General features: G+C 68.9%; 8 protein-coding genes and 2 pseudogenes. 5 read left to right on the top strand and 5 right to left on the bottom strand.

The annotated features are described in order from the left end of the window. Nucleotides 1-18: 18 nt before the first annotated feature. Nucleotides 19-1,467, bottom strand: coding sequence for an N-acetylglucosamine/diacetylchitobiose ABC transporter substrate-binding protein (gene ngcE, locus OG390_RS38995; RefSeq protein WP_406174506.1), 1,449 nt, complete (start codon nt 1,465-1,467; stop codon nt 19-21). Nucleotides 1,468-2,019: 552 nt separating this feature from the next. Here ngcE and OG390_RS38990 point away from each other — a divergent pair. Continuing rightward, on the top strand, nt 2,020-5,781 hold the full coding sequence (locus tag OG390_RS38990; protein WP_406174505.1) for a GH92 family glycosyl hydrolase: 3,762 nt from the start codon (nt 2,020-2,022) through the stop codon (nt 5,779-5,781). A gap of 87 nt (nt 5,782-5,868) precedes the next feature. On the opposite strand, the gene OG390_RS38985 is transcribed toward OG390_RS38990, so the two are convergent. Both OG390_RS38985 and OG390_RS38980 read right to left on the bottom strand, forming a co-directional pair. Then, entirely contained in the window at nt 5,869-9,144 is a 3,276-nt protein-coding gene (locus OG390_RS38985) for a GH92 family glycosyl hydrolase (RefSeq protein ID WP_406174503.1), read from the bottom strand. A 388-nt stretch (nt 9,145-9,532) separates the two neighbouring features. After that, a pseudogene (locus OG390_RS38980) lies at nt 9,533-9,892 on the bottom strand (cellulose binding domain-containing protein); the annotation flags it as partial. A 319-nt stretch (nt 9,893-10,211) separates the two neighbouring features. Here OG390_RS38980 and OG390_RS38975 point away from each other — a divergent pair. Next, nucleotides 10,212-10,703 (top strand): hypothetical protein, encoded by a 492-nt coding sequence (locus tag OG390_RS38975; RefSeq protein WP_406174502.1) that lies wholly within the window; start codon nt 10,212-10,214, stop codon nt 10,701-10,703. A 125-nt stretch (nt 10,704-10,828) separates the two neighbouring features. On the opposite strand, the gene OG390_RS38970 is transcribed toward OG390_RS38975, so the two are convergent. Together OG390_RS38970 and acnA are read right to left on the bottom strand one after the other, a co-directional pair. Then, the gene (locus OG390_RS38970) at nt 10,829-11,425 is read right to left on the bottom strand and encodes a sensor histidine kinase (protein ID WP_406174500.1); all 597 of its coding nucleotides are present in this window, start codon (nt 11,423-11,425) and stop codon (nt 10,829-10,831) included. Nucleotides 11,426-11,694: 269 nt separating this feature from the next. After that, nucleotides 11,695-14,409, bottom strand: coding sequence for an aconitate hydratase AcnA (gene acnA, locus OG390_RS38965; RefSeq protein ID WP_406174499.1), 2,715 nt, complete (start codon nt 14,407-14,409; stop codon nt 11,695-11,697). Between the two features lie 248 nt (nt 14,410-14,657). Between acnA and OG390_RS38960 the strand changes: the two are divergent. The 3 genes and pseudogenes from OG390_RS38960 (at nt 14,658) to OG390_RS38950 (ending at nt 19,100) form a co-directional block, all read left to right on the top strand. Then, nucleotides 14,658-14,883, top strand: a pseudogene (locus tag OG390_RS38960) (DUF4236 domain-containing protein). Between the two features lie 510 nt (nt 14,884-15,393). After that, nucleotides 15,394-16,923, top strand: coding sequence for a helix-turn-helix domain-containing protein (locus OG390_RS38955; protein WP_399084972.1), 1,530 nt, complete (start codon nt 15,394-15,396; stop codon nt 16,921-16,923). Between the two features lie 227 nt (nt 16,924-17,150). Beyond that, nucleotides 17,151-19,100 (top strand): protein kinase domain-containing protein, encoded by a 1,950-nt coding sequence (locus OG390_RS38950; RefSeq protein WP_406174496.1) that lies wholly within the window; start codon nt 17,151-17,153, stop codon nt 19,098-19,100. Nucleotides 19,101-19,402 lie beyond the last annotated feature (302 nt).

Below are 19,402 nucleotides of genomic sequence, written 5' to 3'. Positions count from 1 at the left end.
TGTTCCGGGTGTGCGTGATCAGTCGCGGTGGTTCTTCTTGGACGCCGGGTCCTTGGCCGCCTTGTCGACGGCCGCCTGGGCCCGCTTCAGCCATTCCTTCGGCTGAATTCGCTTGGACATCAGCTCATTGGACGCGTTCTGAATGGAGACGTCCATCTCGCTGTACCAGTTGGGGTAGAGGTAGTTGAAGGTGTTGTCGCCCGCCGCCTTGGAGGCGTCGACGGTGGACTGCGTGCCGGGGCGCAGCTGCACGCCCTCACTCACGCCGTCCTTGAGGATGGTGAGCGAGTTGGCCTTCTGCGCGAAGAGCGTCGACCACTCCTTGGAGAGCATGGAGCGCATGAACTCCTTGGCCTGGGGCAGGTTGGCGGCCTTCGCGGGGATGATGAAGGGCTCGCCCGAGCCGGCCCGGATCGCCTCGAACGGCAGCTTGCTGTCCGGCAGGCCGGGCATCGGCATGAACTTCATGTCGAAGTCGGAGGGGGTCTGCTTGAGCTGCTCGTTCTCCAGCCAGGAACCACAGGTGATGAACGCGGCCTTGTACTGGTTCCAGCGGGTCTGCGACTCGGTGTGGGTCAGGCCGTTGGTGCCGGACATCAGGTAGCCCTTCTCGACGACCTCGTAGATCGCGTCGATGGCCGCCTGGGCGGCGTCGCTGCCGACGAACGCCTTGGGGTCGAGGTTGTCGATCGCCTTCATGGCGTCCAGACCGCCCTTCTTGGCGATCAGGTCCATGATGGCGACGTTGATGTAGTACGGGTACTTGCCCTGGTGGGCAAGGCCGCCGATGCCCTGCGACTTGGCGTCCTTGCAGATCGCGAGGAAGTCGTCCCAGGTCTTCGGAACCTCCCAGCCCTTCTCCTTGAAGAGCTTGCCGGAGTACCACAGACCCCACACCGTGTAGATGTAGTTGAGGGCCACGACCTTGCCGCCCTGCAGGCCCGGGTCGAGCGTGCCGGGGATCAGGGTGTCGCGGACCTTCTTGCTCGGGTCGTCGATGGACGGCGCGTCGAGCACCGGAGCCAGGTCGAGCAGGTTGCCGTTCTTGTAGAGCACGTCCAGCTTGATCTGCTGGGCGCCGGAGTCGTCGACGACGTCCGGCGGGTTGCCGCCGTTGAAGCGGGGCTGGAGCTTGCCGGTGATCTCCTGGGTACCGGTGTGGGCGGTGGTGGTGCCCCACTTCTTGTCGAAGGCGGCTTCCCAGGCCTTGGCGTAGTCGTCGCCGTAACCACCCTTGAAGACGACGACTTCGAGCTTGCCGCCCTTCTCCAGGCCGAAGGGGTTGGTCTTGCTGGTCTTGCCGGTGCCCTTGTCGCCGGAGTTGTTGTCATCGCCTCCGCCGCTCGCACACGCGGACAGGAAGCTCATCGTCGGTACGGAGATCAGGCCGAGTGCCGCAGACCGCTTGATCAGATCACGGCGGCCGACACCCTCGGGGTTGCTGTTCTCGGCGGAAGTGGATCCCATGCTCAAGTCCTCGCCTTCTCCAGGACTCAGGCGGTGAACCGGATCCTCCCCGGCACCGCGGTTAGGTCAAGCTGGGGTCGTGCGTGGGGGATTCAGTGGGACGACGCGACGGTAGGTGTATGTGACACGGTCCGCTGCCTCCCGATTTCCCCCCTGGGTCCTGCCAGTCCACGGCCGTCGAACGGCTTGGCAGACGCCGACAGGTATAGTCCACTTCCCGCCAACGGAGCAAGATCGAATGCAGGTTTGCCGGTGGGTCTTTTCCGAGTTGAGACCTCGCGGAAATATGGGACGCCCGTGCACGGCTCCGGCGAAGATCGACAGGGGGCCAACCTCCCGCATTGGGAGTAATGCGCAGCTCGTCGTGCGGCATTCACCCCGGACGCCCCACCCAACACCCTTGACATCGCTGACAACTTGGCGCCCAAATGGTCCTTGCGCAGCAAAGTTGACAACGTTGTCCAAGCGCAGGGAGGGTGCTCGCACATGCAGCACAGAGCTCGGCACAGACAGAGTTCTATCGCTCGGTTCGGATGGGGTTCCTCAACGGTCATGGGGGTGGCAGCGCTTTCTCTGGTTGTCGCCTCGCAGGGCGTGGCGGTCGCCCTGCCCGCCCAAGCGGCGGCCAAGGACCGTGAGTTCGCCTCCTCCTTCGAATCGGGTGATCCCGCTCCGGACTGGCTCAATACGGTCGATACAGCGCCAGACGGCACCAAAAGATCGTCCGGCGTCGACGGCGGATACAGCACCGGCATCCCCGGCAATGTCACCGACCACGTCACCGACGTCCGCGCCAGCGGCGAGAACACCGGCGCGGGCGAGGTGAAGGAGAACCTCGTCGACGGCGAGTCGAGCACCAAGTGGCTGACCTTCGAGCCCACCGGCTGGGCGGAGTTCGACCTGGACGCCCCGGTCAAGGTCGTCACGTACGCGCTTACTTCGGCCAACGACCACGACGAGCGCGACCCGCAGGACTGGACCCTCCAGGGCTCCACGGACGGCAAGGACTGGAAGACCCTCGACACCCGCTCCGGCGAGTCCTTCGGCGAGCGGTTCCAGACGAAGTCGTACGACATCGCGGGCCCCGTCGAGTACCAGCACTTCCGGCTCGATGTCACGAAGAACAACGGCGGCGACATCCTCCAGCTGGCCGACGTGCAGTTCTCGACGGGCCAGAGCGACGACCCGACGCCCAAGGACATGCTCTCGCTGGTGGACCGCGGCCCGAGCGGCTCGCCCACCGCGAAGGCGGGCGCGGGCTTCACGGGCAAGCGGGCGCTGCGCTACGCCGGTACACACAAACCGGACGGCCGGGCCTACTCGTACAACAAGGTCTTCGACGTGAACGTGGCCGTCGAGCGGGACACCGAGCTGTCGTACCGGATCTTCCCGTCCATGGCGGACGGCGACCGGGACTACGACGCCACGAACGTGGCGGTGGACCTGGTCTTCACCGACGGCAGCTACCTCAGTGACCTCCGCGCGACGGACCAGCACGGCTTCGCGCTGACGCCGCAGGGGCAGGGCGCGGCCAAGGTGCTGTACGTCAATCAGTGGAACAACGTGGCCTCGCGGATCGGTTCGGTCGCGGCCGGCAAAACCGTGGACCGGATCCTGCTGGCGTACGACTCGCCGAAGGGTCCCGCGAAGTTCCGCGGCTGGCTGGACGACGTCTCGCTGCACGTGAAGCAGCCCGAGAAGCCGAAGGCCCATCTGTCCGACTACGCGTCGACCATCCGCGGCACCAACTCCAGCGGCGGCTTCTCGCGCGGCAACAACTTCCCGGCGACGGCCGTCCCGCACGGCTTCAATTTCTGGACGCCGGTGACCAACGCGGGCTCACTGAGCTGGCTGTACGACTACGCACGCGCAAACAACTCGGACAATCTGCCCACGATCCAGGCGTTCAGCGCGAGCCATGAGCCCAGCCCCTGGATGGGGGACCGGCAGACCTTCCAGGTGATGCCGTCCGCCGCGTCGGGCACCCCGGACACCGGCCGGGAGGCCCGCGAGCTCGCCTTCCGGCACGAGAAGGAGACCACGCGCCCGTACTACTACGGGGTCACGTTCGAGAACGGGCTCAAGGCGGAGATGGCGCCGACGGACCATGCGGCCTCGTTGAGGTTCACCTACCCCGGTGACGACGCGAGCGTGGTCTTCGACAACGTCACCGAGCAGGCGGGGCTGACGCTCGACAAGGAGAACGGGATCGTCACCGGATACTCGGATGTGAAGTCCGGGCTGTCGACGGGGGCGACACGGCTCTTCGTGTACGGGGTGTTCGACGCGCCGGTCACGGACGGGAGCTCGTCGGGGGTCAAGGGGTACCTGAAGTTCAAGGCGGGCACCGACCACACCGTCACCCTGCGCCTCGCCACCTCGCTCATCAGCATCGACCAGGCCAAGGACAACCTCCGTCAGGAGATTCCCGACGGCACGTCCTTCGGCACGGTGAAGGACCGGGCGCAGAAGCAGTGGGACAGGCTGCTCGGCAAGGTCGAGGTCGAGGGCGCGACTCCGGACCAGCTGACCACGCTCTACTCCAGCATGTACCGGCTATACCTGTACCCCAACTCCGGCTTCGAGAAGGTCGATTCGAAGTACCAGTACGCGTCGCCGTTCTCACCGATGCCGAGCCCGGACACCCCGACCCATACGGGCGCGAAGATCGTCGACGGCAAGGTGTACGTCAACAACGGCTTCTGGGACACCTACCGGACGACCTGGCCGGCGTACTCATTGCTGACACCCAGTCAGGCGGGCGAGATGGTCGACGGGTTCGTGCAGCAGTACAAGGACGGCGGCTGGACCTCACGCTGGTCCTCGCCGGGTTACGCGGACCTGATGACCGGCACCTCGTCGGACGTGGCGTTCGCGGACGCCTATGTGAAGGGGGTCGACTTCGACGCGGAGTCGGCGTACGCCGCGGCCCTGAAGAACGCGACCGTCGTCCCGCCCGCATCGGGCGTGGGCCGCAAGGGCATGTCGACCTCTCCCTTCCTCGGCTACACCAGCACGGACACGAGTGAGGGCCTGTCGTGGGCCATGGAGGGATACGTCAACGACTACGGCATCGCGGAGATGGGCCGGGCGCTCTACAAGAAGACGGGCAAGAAGCGCTACAAGGAGGAGTCGGACTACTTCCTCAACCGTGCCCAGGACTACGTGAACCTCTTCGACTCCAAGGCCGGCTTCTTCCAGGGCCGCGACGGCAAGGGCGACTGGCGGGTCGAGTCGTCGAAGTACGACCCGCGTGTGTGGGGCTACGACTACACCGAGACGAACGGCTGGGGCTACGCGTTCACGGCGCCGCAGGACTCGCGGGGACTCGCCAACCTGTACGGCGGCCGGAGCGGGCTGGCACAGAAGCTCGACGCGTACTTCGCGACGCCCGAGACGGCCTCGCCCGACTTCGTGGGCTCGTACGGCGGGGTCATCCATGAGATGACCGAGGCCCGCGACGTACGGATGGGCATGTACGGGCACTCCAACCAGGTGGCCCACCACGTGAATTACATGTACGACGCGACGGGCCAGCCCTGGAAGACCCAGAAGAACGTCCGCGAGGTCCTCTCCCGCCTCTACACCGGCAGCGAGATCGGGCAGGGTTACCACGGCGACGAGGACAACGGCGAGCAGTCGGCCTGGTACCTCTTCTCCTCGCTCGGCTTCTACCCGCTGGTGATGGGCAGCGGCGAATACGCCATCGGCTCGCCGCTGTTCACCAAGGCGACGGTCCACCTGGAGAACGGCAAGGACCTGGTCGTCAAGGCGCCCAAGAACAACGCGAAGAACGTGTACGTGCAGGGCCTGAAGGTCAACGGCAAGAAGTGGACGTCGACTTCGCTCCCGCACTCGCTCATATCGCGTGGTGGAGTGCTGGAGTTCGACATGGGTGCCAAGCCGTCCGGCTGGGGCACCGGCAAGAACGCGGCGCCCGTGTCGATCACGCGGGACGACAAGGTGCCCTCGCCCCGCACGGACGCCCTCAAGGGAGACGGCGCGCTCTTCGACAACACGTCGGCGACGGACGCGACCGTCACGTCCGTGGATCTGCCGACTTCCGACGCCACCAAGGGAGTTCAGTACACCCTGACGTGCTCGTCGGACCGCGCGTTGGCTCCGGCCGGCTGGGTCCTGCAGGGCTCGTCCGACGGCAGCCGGTGGACCGACCTCGACAAGCGCTCCGGCGAGTCCTTCACCTGGGACAAGCAGACCCGGGCGTTCACGGTCGCGGACCCGGGCTCGTACGCGCACTACCGCCTGGTCCTCGACGGCGAGGCGACGCTCGCGGAGGTGGAACTGCTCGCCTGACGCGCATACCCCCACGGCAGAGGGGCGGGCGCGGAGATCACTCCGCGCCCGCCCCGCGTTCATGTGGTGCGGCTCGTCCGGTGCGGTTCAGTTCACCGCGAGGGTGAAGACGTGCAGGTCCGCGTTGTCCGGCAGCTTCACGCTCTTGACGGTCCTGCCGGACGGGGCCTGGAAGGGCTTGGTGGCGAAGACGTAGGTCGCCACCGGGTCCTTGTCGGCGCCCGCGACATTGCGGTACGCGGCCTTGGCGACGGTCTCGTTGCCGTACTGGACGGTGCCGCCCCCACCGCCGACGGTCCAGTCGGTGAAGGAGAGGTCGATGGAGTCGGTGGTGCCGTCGGTGTAGGTGACGGTCGCCTTGGTCTGCTGGTTGCCGTTGACCGCACTGCCGATGAAGGACAACTGCGTTGTGCCGTCGGCGCATTCGATGGTCTGACCGGTGGCCGAGGCGTTGTCGGGGCGGCCGGACGGGGAGTTTGGCCAGGTGAAGGTGAGGCCGTCCACGCTGCCCTGCTTGCCGGGCGTCAGGCCCGCGTCGGCGAGGGCCTGACGGGAGTAGCTCCAGCCGCCGCCGTCGTAGTCGGCTTCGTCGTGGTCGCCGGTGTCGTCCGAGACACCGGTGTTGTTGTACGCGGCGAGGAGGGAGCCGGGGGCCGCGACCGTGAGGGCCACCGGTTGCTCGTACGACGTGTCGGCCGATGTCACGGTGACCTTGACTTCGTAGAAGCCCTGCTTGGAGTCGGCGCCGGCCGCCAGGGTGATCTGCCGGGTGCCGTCGGTCACCGTGCCCTCGGCGGGTGTCGCCGTCACGCCGTCCGGCGCATCCACCTGGAAGCGCACCTCGGGCCCTGCGCCGCCGCTCAGGGCGAGGGCGCGGATGTCGAGCTTCGTGCTGCCGCCGGGCGCGAGCGTCGCCGTGGTCGGGCCCACGCCGATCTGGTACGGCTGCTCGCCCTCACGGAAGGAGGGCGGGGCGGCGGCCGCCGCGCTGCCCCACTGCTGGTCGGGGGTGCCACTGAGCGTGTAGTCGAGCGCGCCGCCGTCCCGTACGAAGGAGGCCGGAAGCCAAGGCCGGTCGCTGGTACGGCCGTTGACCTTCAGGGACTGGATGTACGGGGAGTCGGCCGCCGCGCCGCTCGCCCGGATCTCGATGTCGGCACCGTGCGGGCGCTCGATCTCGATCCTCGGGAACAGCGGTGAGGCCAGGGTGAGTTCGGCGCGCGAAGGCACCTGGGGGTACATACCGAGCGAGGAGAAGACGTACCAGGACGACATCTCGCCGAGGTCGTCGTTGCCCGGGATGCCGCCGGGCTGTGTCGACCACAGCTCGCTCATCGCCGCGCGGACGGTCTGCTGCGCCTTGTAGGGCGCACCCGCGTAGTCGTACAGGTAGGGCACGTTGATCGAGGGCTCGTTGTCCAGCTCGGACTTGTCGCCCCCACTGCCCGTGAAGGCCCAGCTGCCGTCCGCGTTGCGGAAGAAGGCGTCCAGGCGGTCCAGGGCCTTGTCACGCCCCCCCATGGCCGCGAAGAGGCCGGCCGGGTCGTGCTGCACCATCCAGGTGTACTGGGCCGCCGTGCCCTCCACGAAGCCGTTGCCGGTGGCCGGGGTGAAGCCGGTGACCCAGCTGCCGTCCGCCTTGCGGTTGGCGATGTAGCCGCCGGTCGGGTCGGCGGCGATGTTGAAGTTGTTCTGCCACCACTGGGAGCGCTTGGCGAAGGCCGCCGCCGTACCCTTCTCCCCTGCCGCCGCGGCCAGTTGGGAGAGCGCGAAGTCCGCGCCAGACATCTCCAGGGTCTCGGCCGCGCCGCCCCAGGCATTCGACACGGACGGCATGTAGTGGTGGTCCACGTACTTGTCGAGGGAAGGCCGTTGGCCCACCGAGAGGACCGGCTTGCCCGCCGAGGACAGATCCTGCTCGGTCGGTACGGTCGCCGCCCGGACCAGGGAGGCGAGCGCACCCCTCAGATCGAAGTCCGTCCCGCCGAAGGCCCGGATGCCGGCGAGCGCGGGCGCCGACGGGTCGCCGTTCATGACGTGCGTGCCGCTCGCTCCGTGCAGCCAGCGGTCCCAGACTCCCCCGTTCCGCCGGGCGAGTTCGAGCAGCGACTGCGCGATGTCGGACCCGGTGTCCGGGTCGAGAAGGGTCAGCAGCTGGACCTGGGAACGGTAGACGTCCCAGCCGGAGAAGGTGCCGTACTGCGCCCGGTGGCCGCGGCCGACGACATGGACCTGGTCGTCGGGGCCTCTGTATCTGCGGTCGGCGTCACTGATGACGTTCGGGTGCAGCAGGGTGTGGTAGAGCGCGGTGTAGAAGGTGGTGCGCTCGTCGTCGGTGCCGCCGCCGACCCGGATGCCGCCGAGCCGGTCACGCCAAGCGCGGTGGGCGGCGTCCTGGACGGAGGCGAAGGAACGGGACCGCGGGTTCTCGGCGGCGAGGTTGGCCTCGGCGCCCGCCTGACTGACGTACGAGATACCGACCTTGACGTTCACAGGATCGGCGCTGGGCTCGAACTCCACATAGCCGCCGGCGCCCTTGCCCGCGACGGGTCGGCCTCCCTGTCCGAATCCGCCGGTACCGCCGGCGGCCTCCGTGGTTCCCGGGCTCAGCTTGTCGTCCTGCCAGGTGCCGGTCCTCTTGAAGTCGCGGTCGAAGTGGGCGGTGAAGTAGAGGGTGTAGTAGGCGCGTCGGCCCTCCGGGTCGAGGTAGCCGCAGAAGTTCCCGGAGGTGACGGAGCCGGAGACCGTGCGGGTCGCCGGGTCGATCTTCAGGGATGAATCCGTCGAGCCGACCTCGGAGTTGGCGGTACGGATCAGCAGAGAGGCGGGCTTGTCGGCGGGGAAGGTGAAGCGGCCCGCACCCGTGCGCGCGGTGGCCGTCAGGTCGGCCGTGACGCCCGAGGCGAGGCCCACCTTGTAGTGACCGGGCTCGGCGGTCTCGTCGGCGTGCGCGAAGTCGGCCGCGTACACGGCGTCCTTGGTGTCGCTCGCCGGGGAGGAGGTGACCTCACCGGCATACGGGAAGAACGGGATGTCGCCGCTGCCGCCCGCGCATCCCGTGCCGGACATGTGGGTGAGGCTGAAGCCCCGGATGCGCGTGGCGTCGTACTGGTAACCACCTGGCGCGGCCGTGCGGGTGGCGTCCCCGCGAGTGTTCTCGGGGCTCCAGGAGAGCATGCCGAAGGGCACGACGGCGCCCGGGAAGACGTTGCCGCCGTTCTTGGTGCCGATGAGCGGATCGACGTACGCAGTGGGGTCCCGGACCAGATCGGGTGGAGCGGACGGGGGTTCGGCGAGCGCCGGGGTGGCGCCGCCGACCGTCAGAGCGACGGCCAGCAGAACGGATGACGGACGGAAACGCATGACGCGGCCCCTCCTCCTTCGGACGGGTCGCGCACCACAGATCGCACAAGCCGCAGGGACAGTAACGTGCGCCACGGGTGCCACGGAAGACCGCGTGCGGCGCAGATGGCGCGGCCGGCGTCCACCCCAATGAAGCACTACGCCCCTCGATTGAAGCACCACGCCCATCGATGTCGATCAACTGGCTTGACATCGTTGTCCGTTGAGGCGGTAGAGTCATGTACAGACCATTCGACAACGTTGTCGCACACCGCGATCGACACAAGCCACCGCACCACCCCCGAAAGCTACGCACCATCCCGGGCAGGGGCCTCCCCCGACCCCGCCCGGGCTCGCGGACCGGGTGAGTCCCGAACCACCCACCCGGTCCGCCCTGAGCAATGCGGGCTCAACCCACCTGATACGGCAGCTCTGTTGACGGATCATCACCCGCCCCGGAGACGACGTACCCGAACGTCGCGCTGCCGCCCGGGTCCAACGCCCCGTTCCAGTCGGCGTTGTGCACCATCACATCCTGGCCGTCGTACGTCGCGTTGCCGTTCCACAGGCCGGCGACCGACTGTCCTTCCGGCAGCGACCAGTCGACCATCCAGCCGAGCATCGGGACGTCGCCTGCGTTGGTGACGGTCACCTCGGACTGGTAACCGCCGGACCAGCTGTTGGTCGTGCGACGGGTCGCGGAACACGCGCCGGGGGGCGGCTCGGTCGGATGACCGGCGTCGTGAACTCCCGTCACCTCGCCGTTGCCAGGAGCATGACATGACATACAGCCCTTCAAGCCGGTTGGACGTGAGGAACGTGCACGTGGGGTGGGAGCAACTCCGGGGCGGGTTCCGGTCCACCAGGGTGGGAGCGCTCCCACCCCACTCAGTGGGGAAGTTAGCGCGCACCGGACCCCCTGTAAACGCCCGGCGCGACAAGCGATCCGGACACACGAAAGCGCCGCGAGGGGCGTAGGAGGCATGCACGATGCCGCCGGGCCGGGCCCTCCGGAACCCGGCGTGCGCCCATCCCCTCTTCCCTCCATGGAGACGACATGACTGCGGGCAAGGGAAAAGGGCGGGCTGGTGCGGGGCTACGAAACGGGTGGTGACGACAAGAGCGGGGGCGGTCCGGGGGCGGGTACCGAGTGCAGCCCGGGTACCGAGTGCAGCCCAAGTTCCGAACTCAGCCCGGCTGCCGAGCGCAGCCCGAGTGCCGGCCGCACCCAGAGTGCCGGCCGCGGCCCGGAGGCCGTTCGCGGCCTGTGGGCGCCCGCCCTGGCGAATCTCCTGATCGGGCTGGTCGCGATCGTCCCGGCCCTGTGCCTGCGGTGGCTGCTGATCAAGTACCCGTCGGTCGACTGCGGAGGCGGCATCGGCTGTGACAAGGAGACCCCCGACAACGCGCTCGGCATGATCACCGGCGCCGTGCTGGGCTGTGGGTTCGTCCTTGGAATGGTGCTGGTGGTGGACATCCTGATGCCCCGCCAGGAGGGCCATCCCGTGGGCCCTTGGCTCGGCATGGCGCTGCTGATCCCCGCCCCGTTCGTGGTCAGCCAGGCGCTGGGCTGGGTCTAGGCCGGGCTCCGGGGCTTGACCGACCTCCGGCATCCCGCCTCCGCACGTGGGGCGAAGGTTCAGGCCGACGCCGGGGCCGGGGCCGGGGCCGCTGTCGAGGTCTAGGTCTAGGTCTAGGTCTAGGTCTAGGTCGAGCCTGCCGCCGTCGCGCCGACGCTCGTGGCCGTGTCCGCCGTCGTGGTACCACCGCTCGTGGCTGTGTCCGCCGTCGCCGTACCACCGCGCGGGGTCGCACCCACCGCTGTCGTCGTACCACCGCGCGGGGTCGCACCCACCGCTGTCGTCGTACCACCGCGCGGGGTCGCACCCACCGCTGTCGTCGTACCACCGCGCGTGGCCGCGCCCACCGCTCTCGTGGTCGTGCCCGCGGTCGTTGCCGAGTCGGCCGGTGGCAGTTCGAGGGTGAACTCCGTGCGGCCCGGCGCGCTTTCCACATGGATGGTGCCGTCGTGGGCCGCCGTGATCGCCGCGACGATGGCGAGACCGAGCCCGGAGCCGCCGTCCTGGGAGGACATGCGGGAGCGGGACGCGTCGGCGCGGGTGAAGCGCTCGAAGACCCTGGGCAGCAGCGCGGGCGGGATGCCGGGACCGTCGTCCCGTACGCGGATGACGCAGCGCCGTCGAGGTCGGGCAGCATCCCGTCGAGGACGACGGCGTGCGGGGCGCAACTGCGCGCGACGTGCAGCGCGCTCTCCCCGTCGGCCGCCGGGCAGGGCCGCCACCCCGCCTCCGTGACGGCGACGGACCGCAGCTCCGTGAGCCTCGGCTCGTCATCGACGATCAGCACATGGACGCGGCCGCCACGGACCCCAGAAGTGCCGGACATGTAGCAATCGTGTCCCGGTCCGCTGAGGGAACCCTGTGTTCCGCCTGAGCCCTGCCGATGTCCTGAGCGGCACGGCACACGGCGAACGGCGAAGGCCGCACCCCCGCGATCGGGGATGCGGCCCTCAACTGCCCTGCGGACCGCCTACTCGCGGATCCGGACCGCCTACTTGCGGATCAGGTTGCGCAGCACGTACTGCATGATGCCGCCGTTGCGGTAGTAGTCCGCCTCGCCGGGGGTGTCGATGCGGACGACCGCGTCGAACTCGACGCCCGTGTCGGTGGTGACCTTCACCGTGCGCGGGGTGGTGCCGTTGTTCAGCTCCTCGACGCCGGTGAAGGAGAAGGTCTCCTCGCCGGTGAGGCCGAGGGACTCGGCGGAGGCGCCCTCCGGGAACTGCAGCGGCAGGACGCCCATGCCGATGAGGTTCGAGCGGTGGATGCGCTCGTACGACTCGGCGATGACGGCCTTGACGCCGAGGAGCGCGGTGCCCTTGGCGGCCCAGTCACGGGACGAGCCGGAGCCGTACTCCTTGCCGGCCAGGATGGCCAGCGGGGTGCCCTGCTCGATGTAGTTGCGGGAGGCGTCGTAGATGAACGACACCGGACCGCCGTCCTGGGTGAAGTCGCGGGTGTAGCCGCCCTCGGTGCCCGGCGCGATCTGGTTGCGCAGGCGGATGTTGGCGAACGTGCCGCGGATCATGACCTCGTGGTTGCCACGACGGGAGCCGTAGGAGTTGAAGTCACGACGCTCCACACCGTGCTCGGTGAGGTACTTGCCGGCCGGGGTGTCGGCCTTGATCGCACCGGCCGGGGAGATGTGGTCGGTGGTGACCGAGTCGCCCAGCTTGGCCAGGACGCGGGCGCCCGTGATGTCGGAGACCGGGGTGGTCTCCATCGTCATGCCCTCGAAGTACGGGGGCTTGCGCACGTAGGTGGACTGCGGGTCCCACTCGAAGGTGTTGCCGGTCGGGATCGGCAGCGCCTGCCACTGGGCGTCGCCCGCGAAGACATCCTGGTAGGACTTGTTGAACATGTCCTCGCCGATGGCGTTCGCCACGACGTCGTTGACCTCGGCCTCGGTCGGCCAGATGTCTTCGAGGTAGACCGGCTTGCCGTCCTGGTCGGTGCCCAGCGCGTCCTTGGTGATGTCCACCTTCATGGAGCCCGCGAGGGCGTACGCGACGACCAGCGGCGGGGAGGCCAGGTAGTTCATCTTGACGTCGGGGTTGATACGGCCCTCGAAGTTCCGGTTGCCGGAGAGGACCGAGGTGACCGCGAGGTCGTGGTCGTTGACGGCCTTGGAGACCTCCTCCGGCAGCGGGCCGGAGTTGCCGATGCAGGTGGTGCAGCCGTAGCCGACGAGGTTGAAGCCCATCTTGTCGAGGTACGGGGTCAGGCCCGCCTTGTCGAAGTAGTCGGTGACGACCTTGGAGCCCGGGGCAAGGGTGGTCTTGACCCACGGCTTGCGGGTCAGGCCCTTCTCCACGGCCTTCTTCGCGACGAGCGCGGCGGCGACCATGACGTACGGGTTCGAGGTGTTGGTGCAGGAGGTGATGGCCGCGACCGTCACCGCGCCGTGGTCGATCTCGTAGGTCGAGCCGTCGGGGGCCGTGACCAGGGTGGGCCGGGTCGGGACACCGTTGTGCTCGGCCGGGGCGTCGGAGGCCGGGAACGACTCCTTGCCCGCCTCGTCGTCCTCGTCCACGTAGTTGCGGACGTCCTGCGCGAACTGCTGCGCGGCGTTCGCGAGGACGATGCGGTCCTGCGGGCGCTTCGGGCCGGCGATCGACGGGACGACCGTGGAGAGGTCGAGCTCCAGCTTCTCGGAGAAGTCGGGCTCGGCGGCCGGGTCGAGCCAGAGGCCCTGCTCCTTGGCGTACGCCTCGACGAGCGCGACCTGCTGCTCGGAGCGGCCGGTGAGCTTGAGGTAGTTCAGGGTCTCGCCGTCGATCGGGAAGATCGCGGCGGTGGAGCCGAACTCCGGCGACATGTTGCCGATGGTCGCGCGGTTCGCGAGGGAGGTGGCGGCGACGCCCTCTCCGTAGAACTCGACGAACTTGCCGACGACGCCGTGCTTGCGCAGCATCTCGGTGATCGTGAGCACGAGGTCCGTGGCGGTGGTGCCGGGCGTGAGCTCACCGGTGAGCTTGAAGCCGACGACGCGCGGGATGAGCATCGAGACCGGCTGGCCGAGCATCGCGGCCTCGGCCTCGATGCCGCCGACGCCCCAGCCCAGGACACCCAGGCCGTTGACCATCGTGGTGTGCGAGTCGGTGCCGACCAGGGTGTCGGGGTACGCCTGTCCGCCCCGGACCATGACCGTACGGGCCAGGTGCTCGATGTTGACCTGGTGGACGATGCCGGTGCCCGGCGGGACGACCTTGAACTCGTCGAAGGCGGTCTGGCCCCAGCGCAGGAACTGGTAGCGCTCCTTGTTGCGGCCGTACTCCAGCTCGACGTTCTGCGCGAACGCGTCGTTCGTGCCGAACTTGTCGGCGATGACGGAGTGGTCGATGACCAGCTCGGCCGGGGCCAGCGGGTTGATCTTCGCCGCGTCGCCGCCGAGCTCCTTGACGGCCTCGCGCATGGTGGCGAGGTCGACGACACAGGGCACGCCGGTGAAGTCCTGCATGATCACACGGGCGGGCGTGAACTGGATCTCCTGCGACGGCTGGGCCTGGGAGTCCCAGGAGCCGAGCGCGCGGATGTGGTCGGCGGTGATGTTCGCGCCGTCCTCGGTGCGGAGCAGGTTCTCCAGCAGCACCTTCAGGCTGTACGGAAGGCGAGCCGAGCCTTCCACCTTGTCCAGCCGGAAGATCTCGTACGACTCGTCGCCCACCTGCAGCGTGCTGCGGGCGTCGAAGCTGTTCGCCGACACGACAGTCTCCTTCATTGATGTGCGCGTACCCACCGCAATCCTGCCGCCACGACTGATGGACCGATCCGTTAAGGTAAGGCTAAGTTAGGTAACCCTTACCGGGGTGGCGGCTGCGGGGCGCCTCGGCAGATATCTCGATGTCGAGATAACTCTAGTACATGGGCGCGGGCTGGTCATGCCCGGCCTCCTGAGGGGTACCCGGTGTCGACCCGGGACCACCCGGCGTAACCGTCACAGGGGGGCAACCCATGCCACTCACGTTCCGCAAGGGTTTCCGCATCCTCCCCGGAGTGCGACTCAACATCAATCGCCGCTCGTGGTCGATCACCAGGGGCGGGCGGCACGGGCCACGGCGCACACACAGCGGCACCGGACGACGATGGGGGCGCCCCCGCTCGAGCGAAGCCGAGAGCGGGGGAGGATCTGCCGGGGCCCTTCGGGTGGCGGCGGACGACGCGACATCGGGGGCGGTGACCCCCGGCCCGGTCGGGCACCGCGGCGCCGGTCGCACACGGCGGCGGTGAACACCGCGGCGGACTCGTCTCCAGACGGAGCAGTTGAGGCCCGCCAGGGTCGCCTCCAAGCACTCGCGGGACGGAGAGTGCGTTCTGCGCGAGGAGGCACGCAGGAAGCGGTCACGGCGACCGACAGGGAACGGGAGCGGCCGCGCGAGCGCACCCTGATGGGCCGCAGCCCCCGCTCTGCCCGCCGCCACCATGGCGCACCAGCGCGCGGAGGCAGCAGACGAAGTGGACGAATCAGCGACAAAAGTTCCCACAACCGACGAACCGTCACAGAAGCGCCTCTTCGCGGCCACTCGTCGGCGGCGACCTCGACGAGCCATGGCCCGGGCGTCCCGCCACCGTGGCCGCGCTCCCGGCGCACGGAGCCCGAACTCCCCTGCGACCAGCGCTTCATGACGTCCGATACCCGGAAGGACGCGCTCCATTTTCGTTTATCTCACATCCGATATACGGTCGCGCCATGGCAGACGACTACCTCGTACGCATCGGCAAACTCATCCGTGACGCCCGGCAGCACCGAGGCTGGACACAGTCGCAACTTGCCGAGGCGCTCGGCACCAGCCAGAGCGCCGTCAATCGCATCGAGCGCGGCAATCAAAACATCAGCCTTGAGATGATCGCCCGAATCGGTGAAGCCCTGGACAGTGAGATTGTCTCTTTGGGCTATGCGGGTCCGATGCATCTGCGTGTCGTCGGCGGACGTCGTCTGTCCGGCTCGATCGACGTCAAGACCAGCAAGAACGCCTGCGTGGCGCTGCTGTGCGCGACGCTCCTGAACAAGGGGCGCACGGTGCTGCGCCGTGTCGCCCGTATCGAAGAGGTGTACCGCCTTCTGGAGGTGCTCGGTTCGATCGGCGTCCGCACCCGGTGGATCAATGACGGGGTCGACCTGGAGATCGTGCCCCCGAGCGAGCTGGAGATGGAGGCCATCGACGCGGAGGCGGCCCGCCGCACCCGCTCGATCATCATGTTCCTCGGCCCGCTGCTGCACCGTATGGACCACTTCAAGCTGCCGTACGCGGGCGGTTGTGACCTCGGCACGCGCACGATCGAGCCGCACATGATCGCGCTGCGCCGCTTCGGTCTCGACATCGCCGCCACCGAGGGGCTCTACCACGCGCAGGTGGACCGCTCGGTCTCTCCCGGTCGCCCGATCGTGCTGACCGAGCGCGGCGACACCGTGACCGAGAACGCGCTGCTCGCCGCCGCCCGCCACGACGGCATGACCGTCATCCGCAACGCGTCCTCCAATTACATGGTCCAGGACCTGTGCTTCTTCCTGGAAGCCCTGGGCGTACGGGTCGAGGGCATCGGCACGACCACGCTCACCGTGCACGGCGTGCCGAACATCGATGTCGACGTGGACTACTCGCCCTCCGAGGACCCGGTCGAGGCGATGAGCCTGCTGGCCGCAGCGGTGGTCACCGAGTCCGAGCTGACGGTGTGCCGGGTGCCGATCGAGTTCCTGGAGATCGAGCTCGCGGTCCTGGAGGAGATGGGCCTGGACCACGACCGCACGGCGGAGTACTTCGCCGACAACGGCCGTACCCGCCTGGTCGACCTGACCGTCCGGCCCTCCAAGCTGGAGGCGCCGATCGACAAGATCCACCCGATGCCGTTCCCCGGCCTGAACATCGACAACGTCCCGTTCTTCGCGGCCATCGCGGCCTCCGCGCAGGGCAAGACGCTGATCCACGACTGGGTCTACGACAACCGGGCGATCTACCTGACGGACCTCAACCGCCTCGGCGGCCGGCTGCAACTCCTCGACCCGCACCGCGTGCTGGTCGAAGGCCCGACCCGCTGGCGCGCCGCCGAGATGATGTGCCCACCCGCGCTGCGGCCCGCCGTGGTCGTCCTGCTGGCGATGATGGCGGCCGACGGCACCTCCGTGCTGCGGAACGTATACGTCATCAACCGCGGCTACGAGGACCTCGCCGAGCGGCTCAACACGATCGGCGCACAGATCGAGATCTTCCGGGACATCTGAGCAGCCCTTCGCCGACATGCCGCCGCACCCCTCCTGACCGACCCGAGCACGGGCCGGGACGGGTGCGGCGGCATGCGTGCGACTTCTCCCGGTCTGTGCCCCCACGCCGACTGCACTTCCGCAACGCCTCTGGGGGTCCCCGAGAGCCGACGACGGACTCCGGAGCGGGACGCGAGGGACCCGTGGTGCAATGGGACCCGCGAGCAGATCTTGGGGTGGAGTGGGGCGTGTTGAGCAACGGTGAGCCCGGCGCGGGGAGTTTCCAGCCGCTGGAGGACGGCGATCCGCGGGTCATGGGCGGCTATCGGCTGGTGGCGCGGCTCGGGGCCGGCGGTATGGGACGGGTCTATCTCTCGCACACGCCGGGCGGGCGGGCCGTCGCGGTCAAGGTGATCCGGCCGGAACTCGCCGAGAACGCCGAGTTCCGGAAGCGGTTCCAGGCCGAGGTGGCGGCAGCGAGCCGGGTGCACGGGCTCTATACGGCTCCGGTCGTGGACAGCGACACCGAAGGGTCCATGCCGTGGTGTGCGACCGCGTATGTGCCGGGGCCGTCCCTCGCCGCTGCCGTGCACGGCCACGGGCCGCTGCCCGTCGACACCGTGCTGCGGCTGATCGCCGGAGTCGCCGAGGCACTGCAGGCGGTGCATCGCGAGGGCATCGTGCATCGGGACCTCAAGCCGTCGAACGTGCTGCTCGCCGCCGACGGCCCGCGCGTCATCGACTTCGGTGTCGCGCGGGCCGCTGATGCCACGTCGGTGACGCAGAGCGGTACGGCCCTCGGCACCGTCGCCTATATGGCGCCGGAGCAGGTGCTCGGCGCGGAGGCCGCGCCCTCGGCCGACGTGTTCGCGCTGGGGCAGACCGCCGTGTTCGCGGCGACGGGCGGTGCCGCCTTCGGGGACGGGGACCCGCACGCGGTGCTCTACCGGGTGGTGCACGAGCAGCCCGACCTCAGCCATGTGCCGGGGGAGATACGCGAGTTGGTGGCGTGGTGTCTGCGCAAGCCGGCCGCCGAGCGGCCTTCCGTCGAGGAGGTCATTCGCTCCGTTCAGTCGATCCAGGCGCAACGCGGTGACCATGCGCGGTTCGCGTCCGGGGCGTGGCTGCCGGGCGAGCTGGCGGCGGGGATCGCGGCTCGGACCGAGGAGGCCGATCAGGCCCGGGCGGGAGCGGCTCCGGGCGCTCTCGGTCCCGGCGGTTCCGGGGCGACGCCCGGTGCTTTCGGACCGGCGCCCGCCGGTTCCGGACCCGCGGCCGGCTCTTTCGGACCCGCACCCGGCGGTTCCGGGTCGACGCCGGGCGGTTTCGGCCCCCCGATGGCCTACTCCCCCACCTCGCCGTCCCATGCCGCACTGCCCGGGCCGTTCGTGATGGGGCATCCGGCCGCGCCGGGGGCCTACGCTCCGCCCGCCGGGCCGCAGCCGCATGAACCGGCCGCCGCGCGGACCTCCTCGGTGGCCACGGACGGCAAGGGCCGCAAGGGCCGCGTCTGGCTGTTGGCGGCGGCTGCCGTCGTGCTCGTCGCCTGCGGTGCGACCGCCGCTCTGCTGCTCGTCCCGGGAGACGGCGGCAAGAGCGGCGACCAGGCGCGGGAGGTGGCCGCGTCACGGTCGGCCCAGACCGCCAGGACGTCGCCGTCGCCGTCCGGCTCCCCGTCCACCACGGCCTCGAAGAAGCCCAGGCCCGCCAAGTCCACGCTGCCTCCGAGCCCTTCGGGGCCCCCGACGCCCACGCGGGCCGCGACCTCGACTCCCACGAGCGCCGCGACCAGCGAGCCCGCGGGCCCGAAGGCCCCTGTCCCGGTGACGTACTCGGGGATCCGGATGACCGCCAGCCACGACCTGTATCTGGAGGACACCCCGGTGCGGTCCAAGGCGGACACCGGGAGCTCCGACGAGGACCTGACGTACGCGGTCTACTCCTCGGGCGCGGTCCTCGCCCCCGGCACCACGTCCGGCAGCTCACTTGCCCTGCTGCCGGTGGGGCGGCAGGCGAGCCTGGACGTGTGCAAGGCGGCGACCGGCTACCAGAGCTACATCTGGGTCAAGGACCTCACCGTCGGTCAGCAGATGTGCGTCATCAGCGGGACGGGGCACGTGGGGCTCGTGACGTATCGGGGCTCGTCCGGGACGACGTACGCCACCTTGGACGTGAAGGTGTGGCGCAACTCGGCCTAGTGCGCTGCGCCAGAAGTTCGTCGGTGGATTCGCGCCTTGCCCGGCCGGGTTGGTTGTCCGCCCATCCAGCCCCGGCCTGCGAGTATTCGGCCAAGTCGGCGGCAGTGGGGCACCAAGAACTAACGACGAATTGATGGCGCAGGACACTAGTACTGCAACGGTGTTTGTTCTGAGTGCTGGGCAGTTTTCAGGGTTCCGGGACCATCCAACTCCCGCGCGGCGCCCCGTCGGCGTCCCCGGACGGACCGTCGAAGGATCCACGCCGGATGTCCGCCGCGGCTGCGTCGGGCAGGGCACTCCGA

It is taken from the genome of Streptomyces sp. NBC_00996 (assembly GCF_045162675.1).
Taxonomy (GTDB): Bacteria; Actinomycetota; Actinomycetes; order Streptomycetales; family Streptomycetaceae; genus Streptomyces.
Note: the sequence above shows the minus strand (reverse complement) of the source record. Positions and strands in the feature narration are given on the sequence as shown.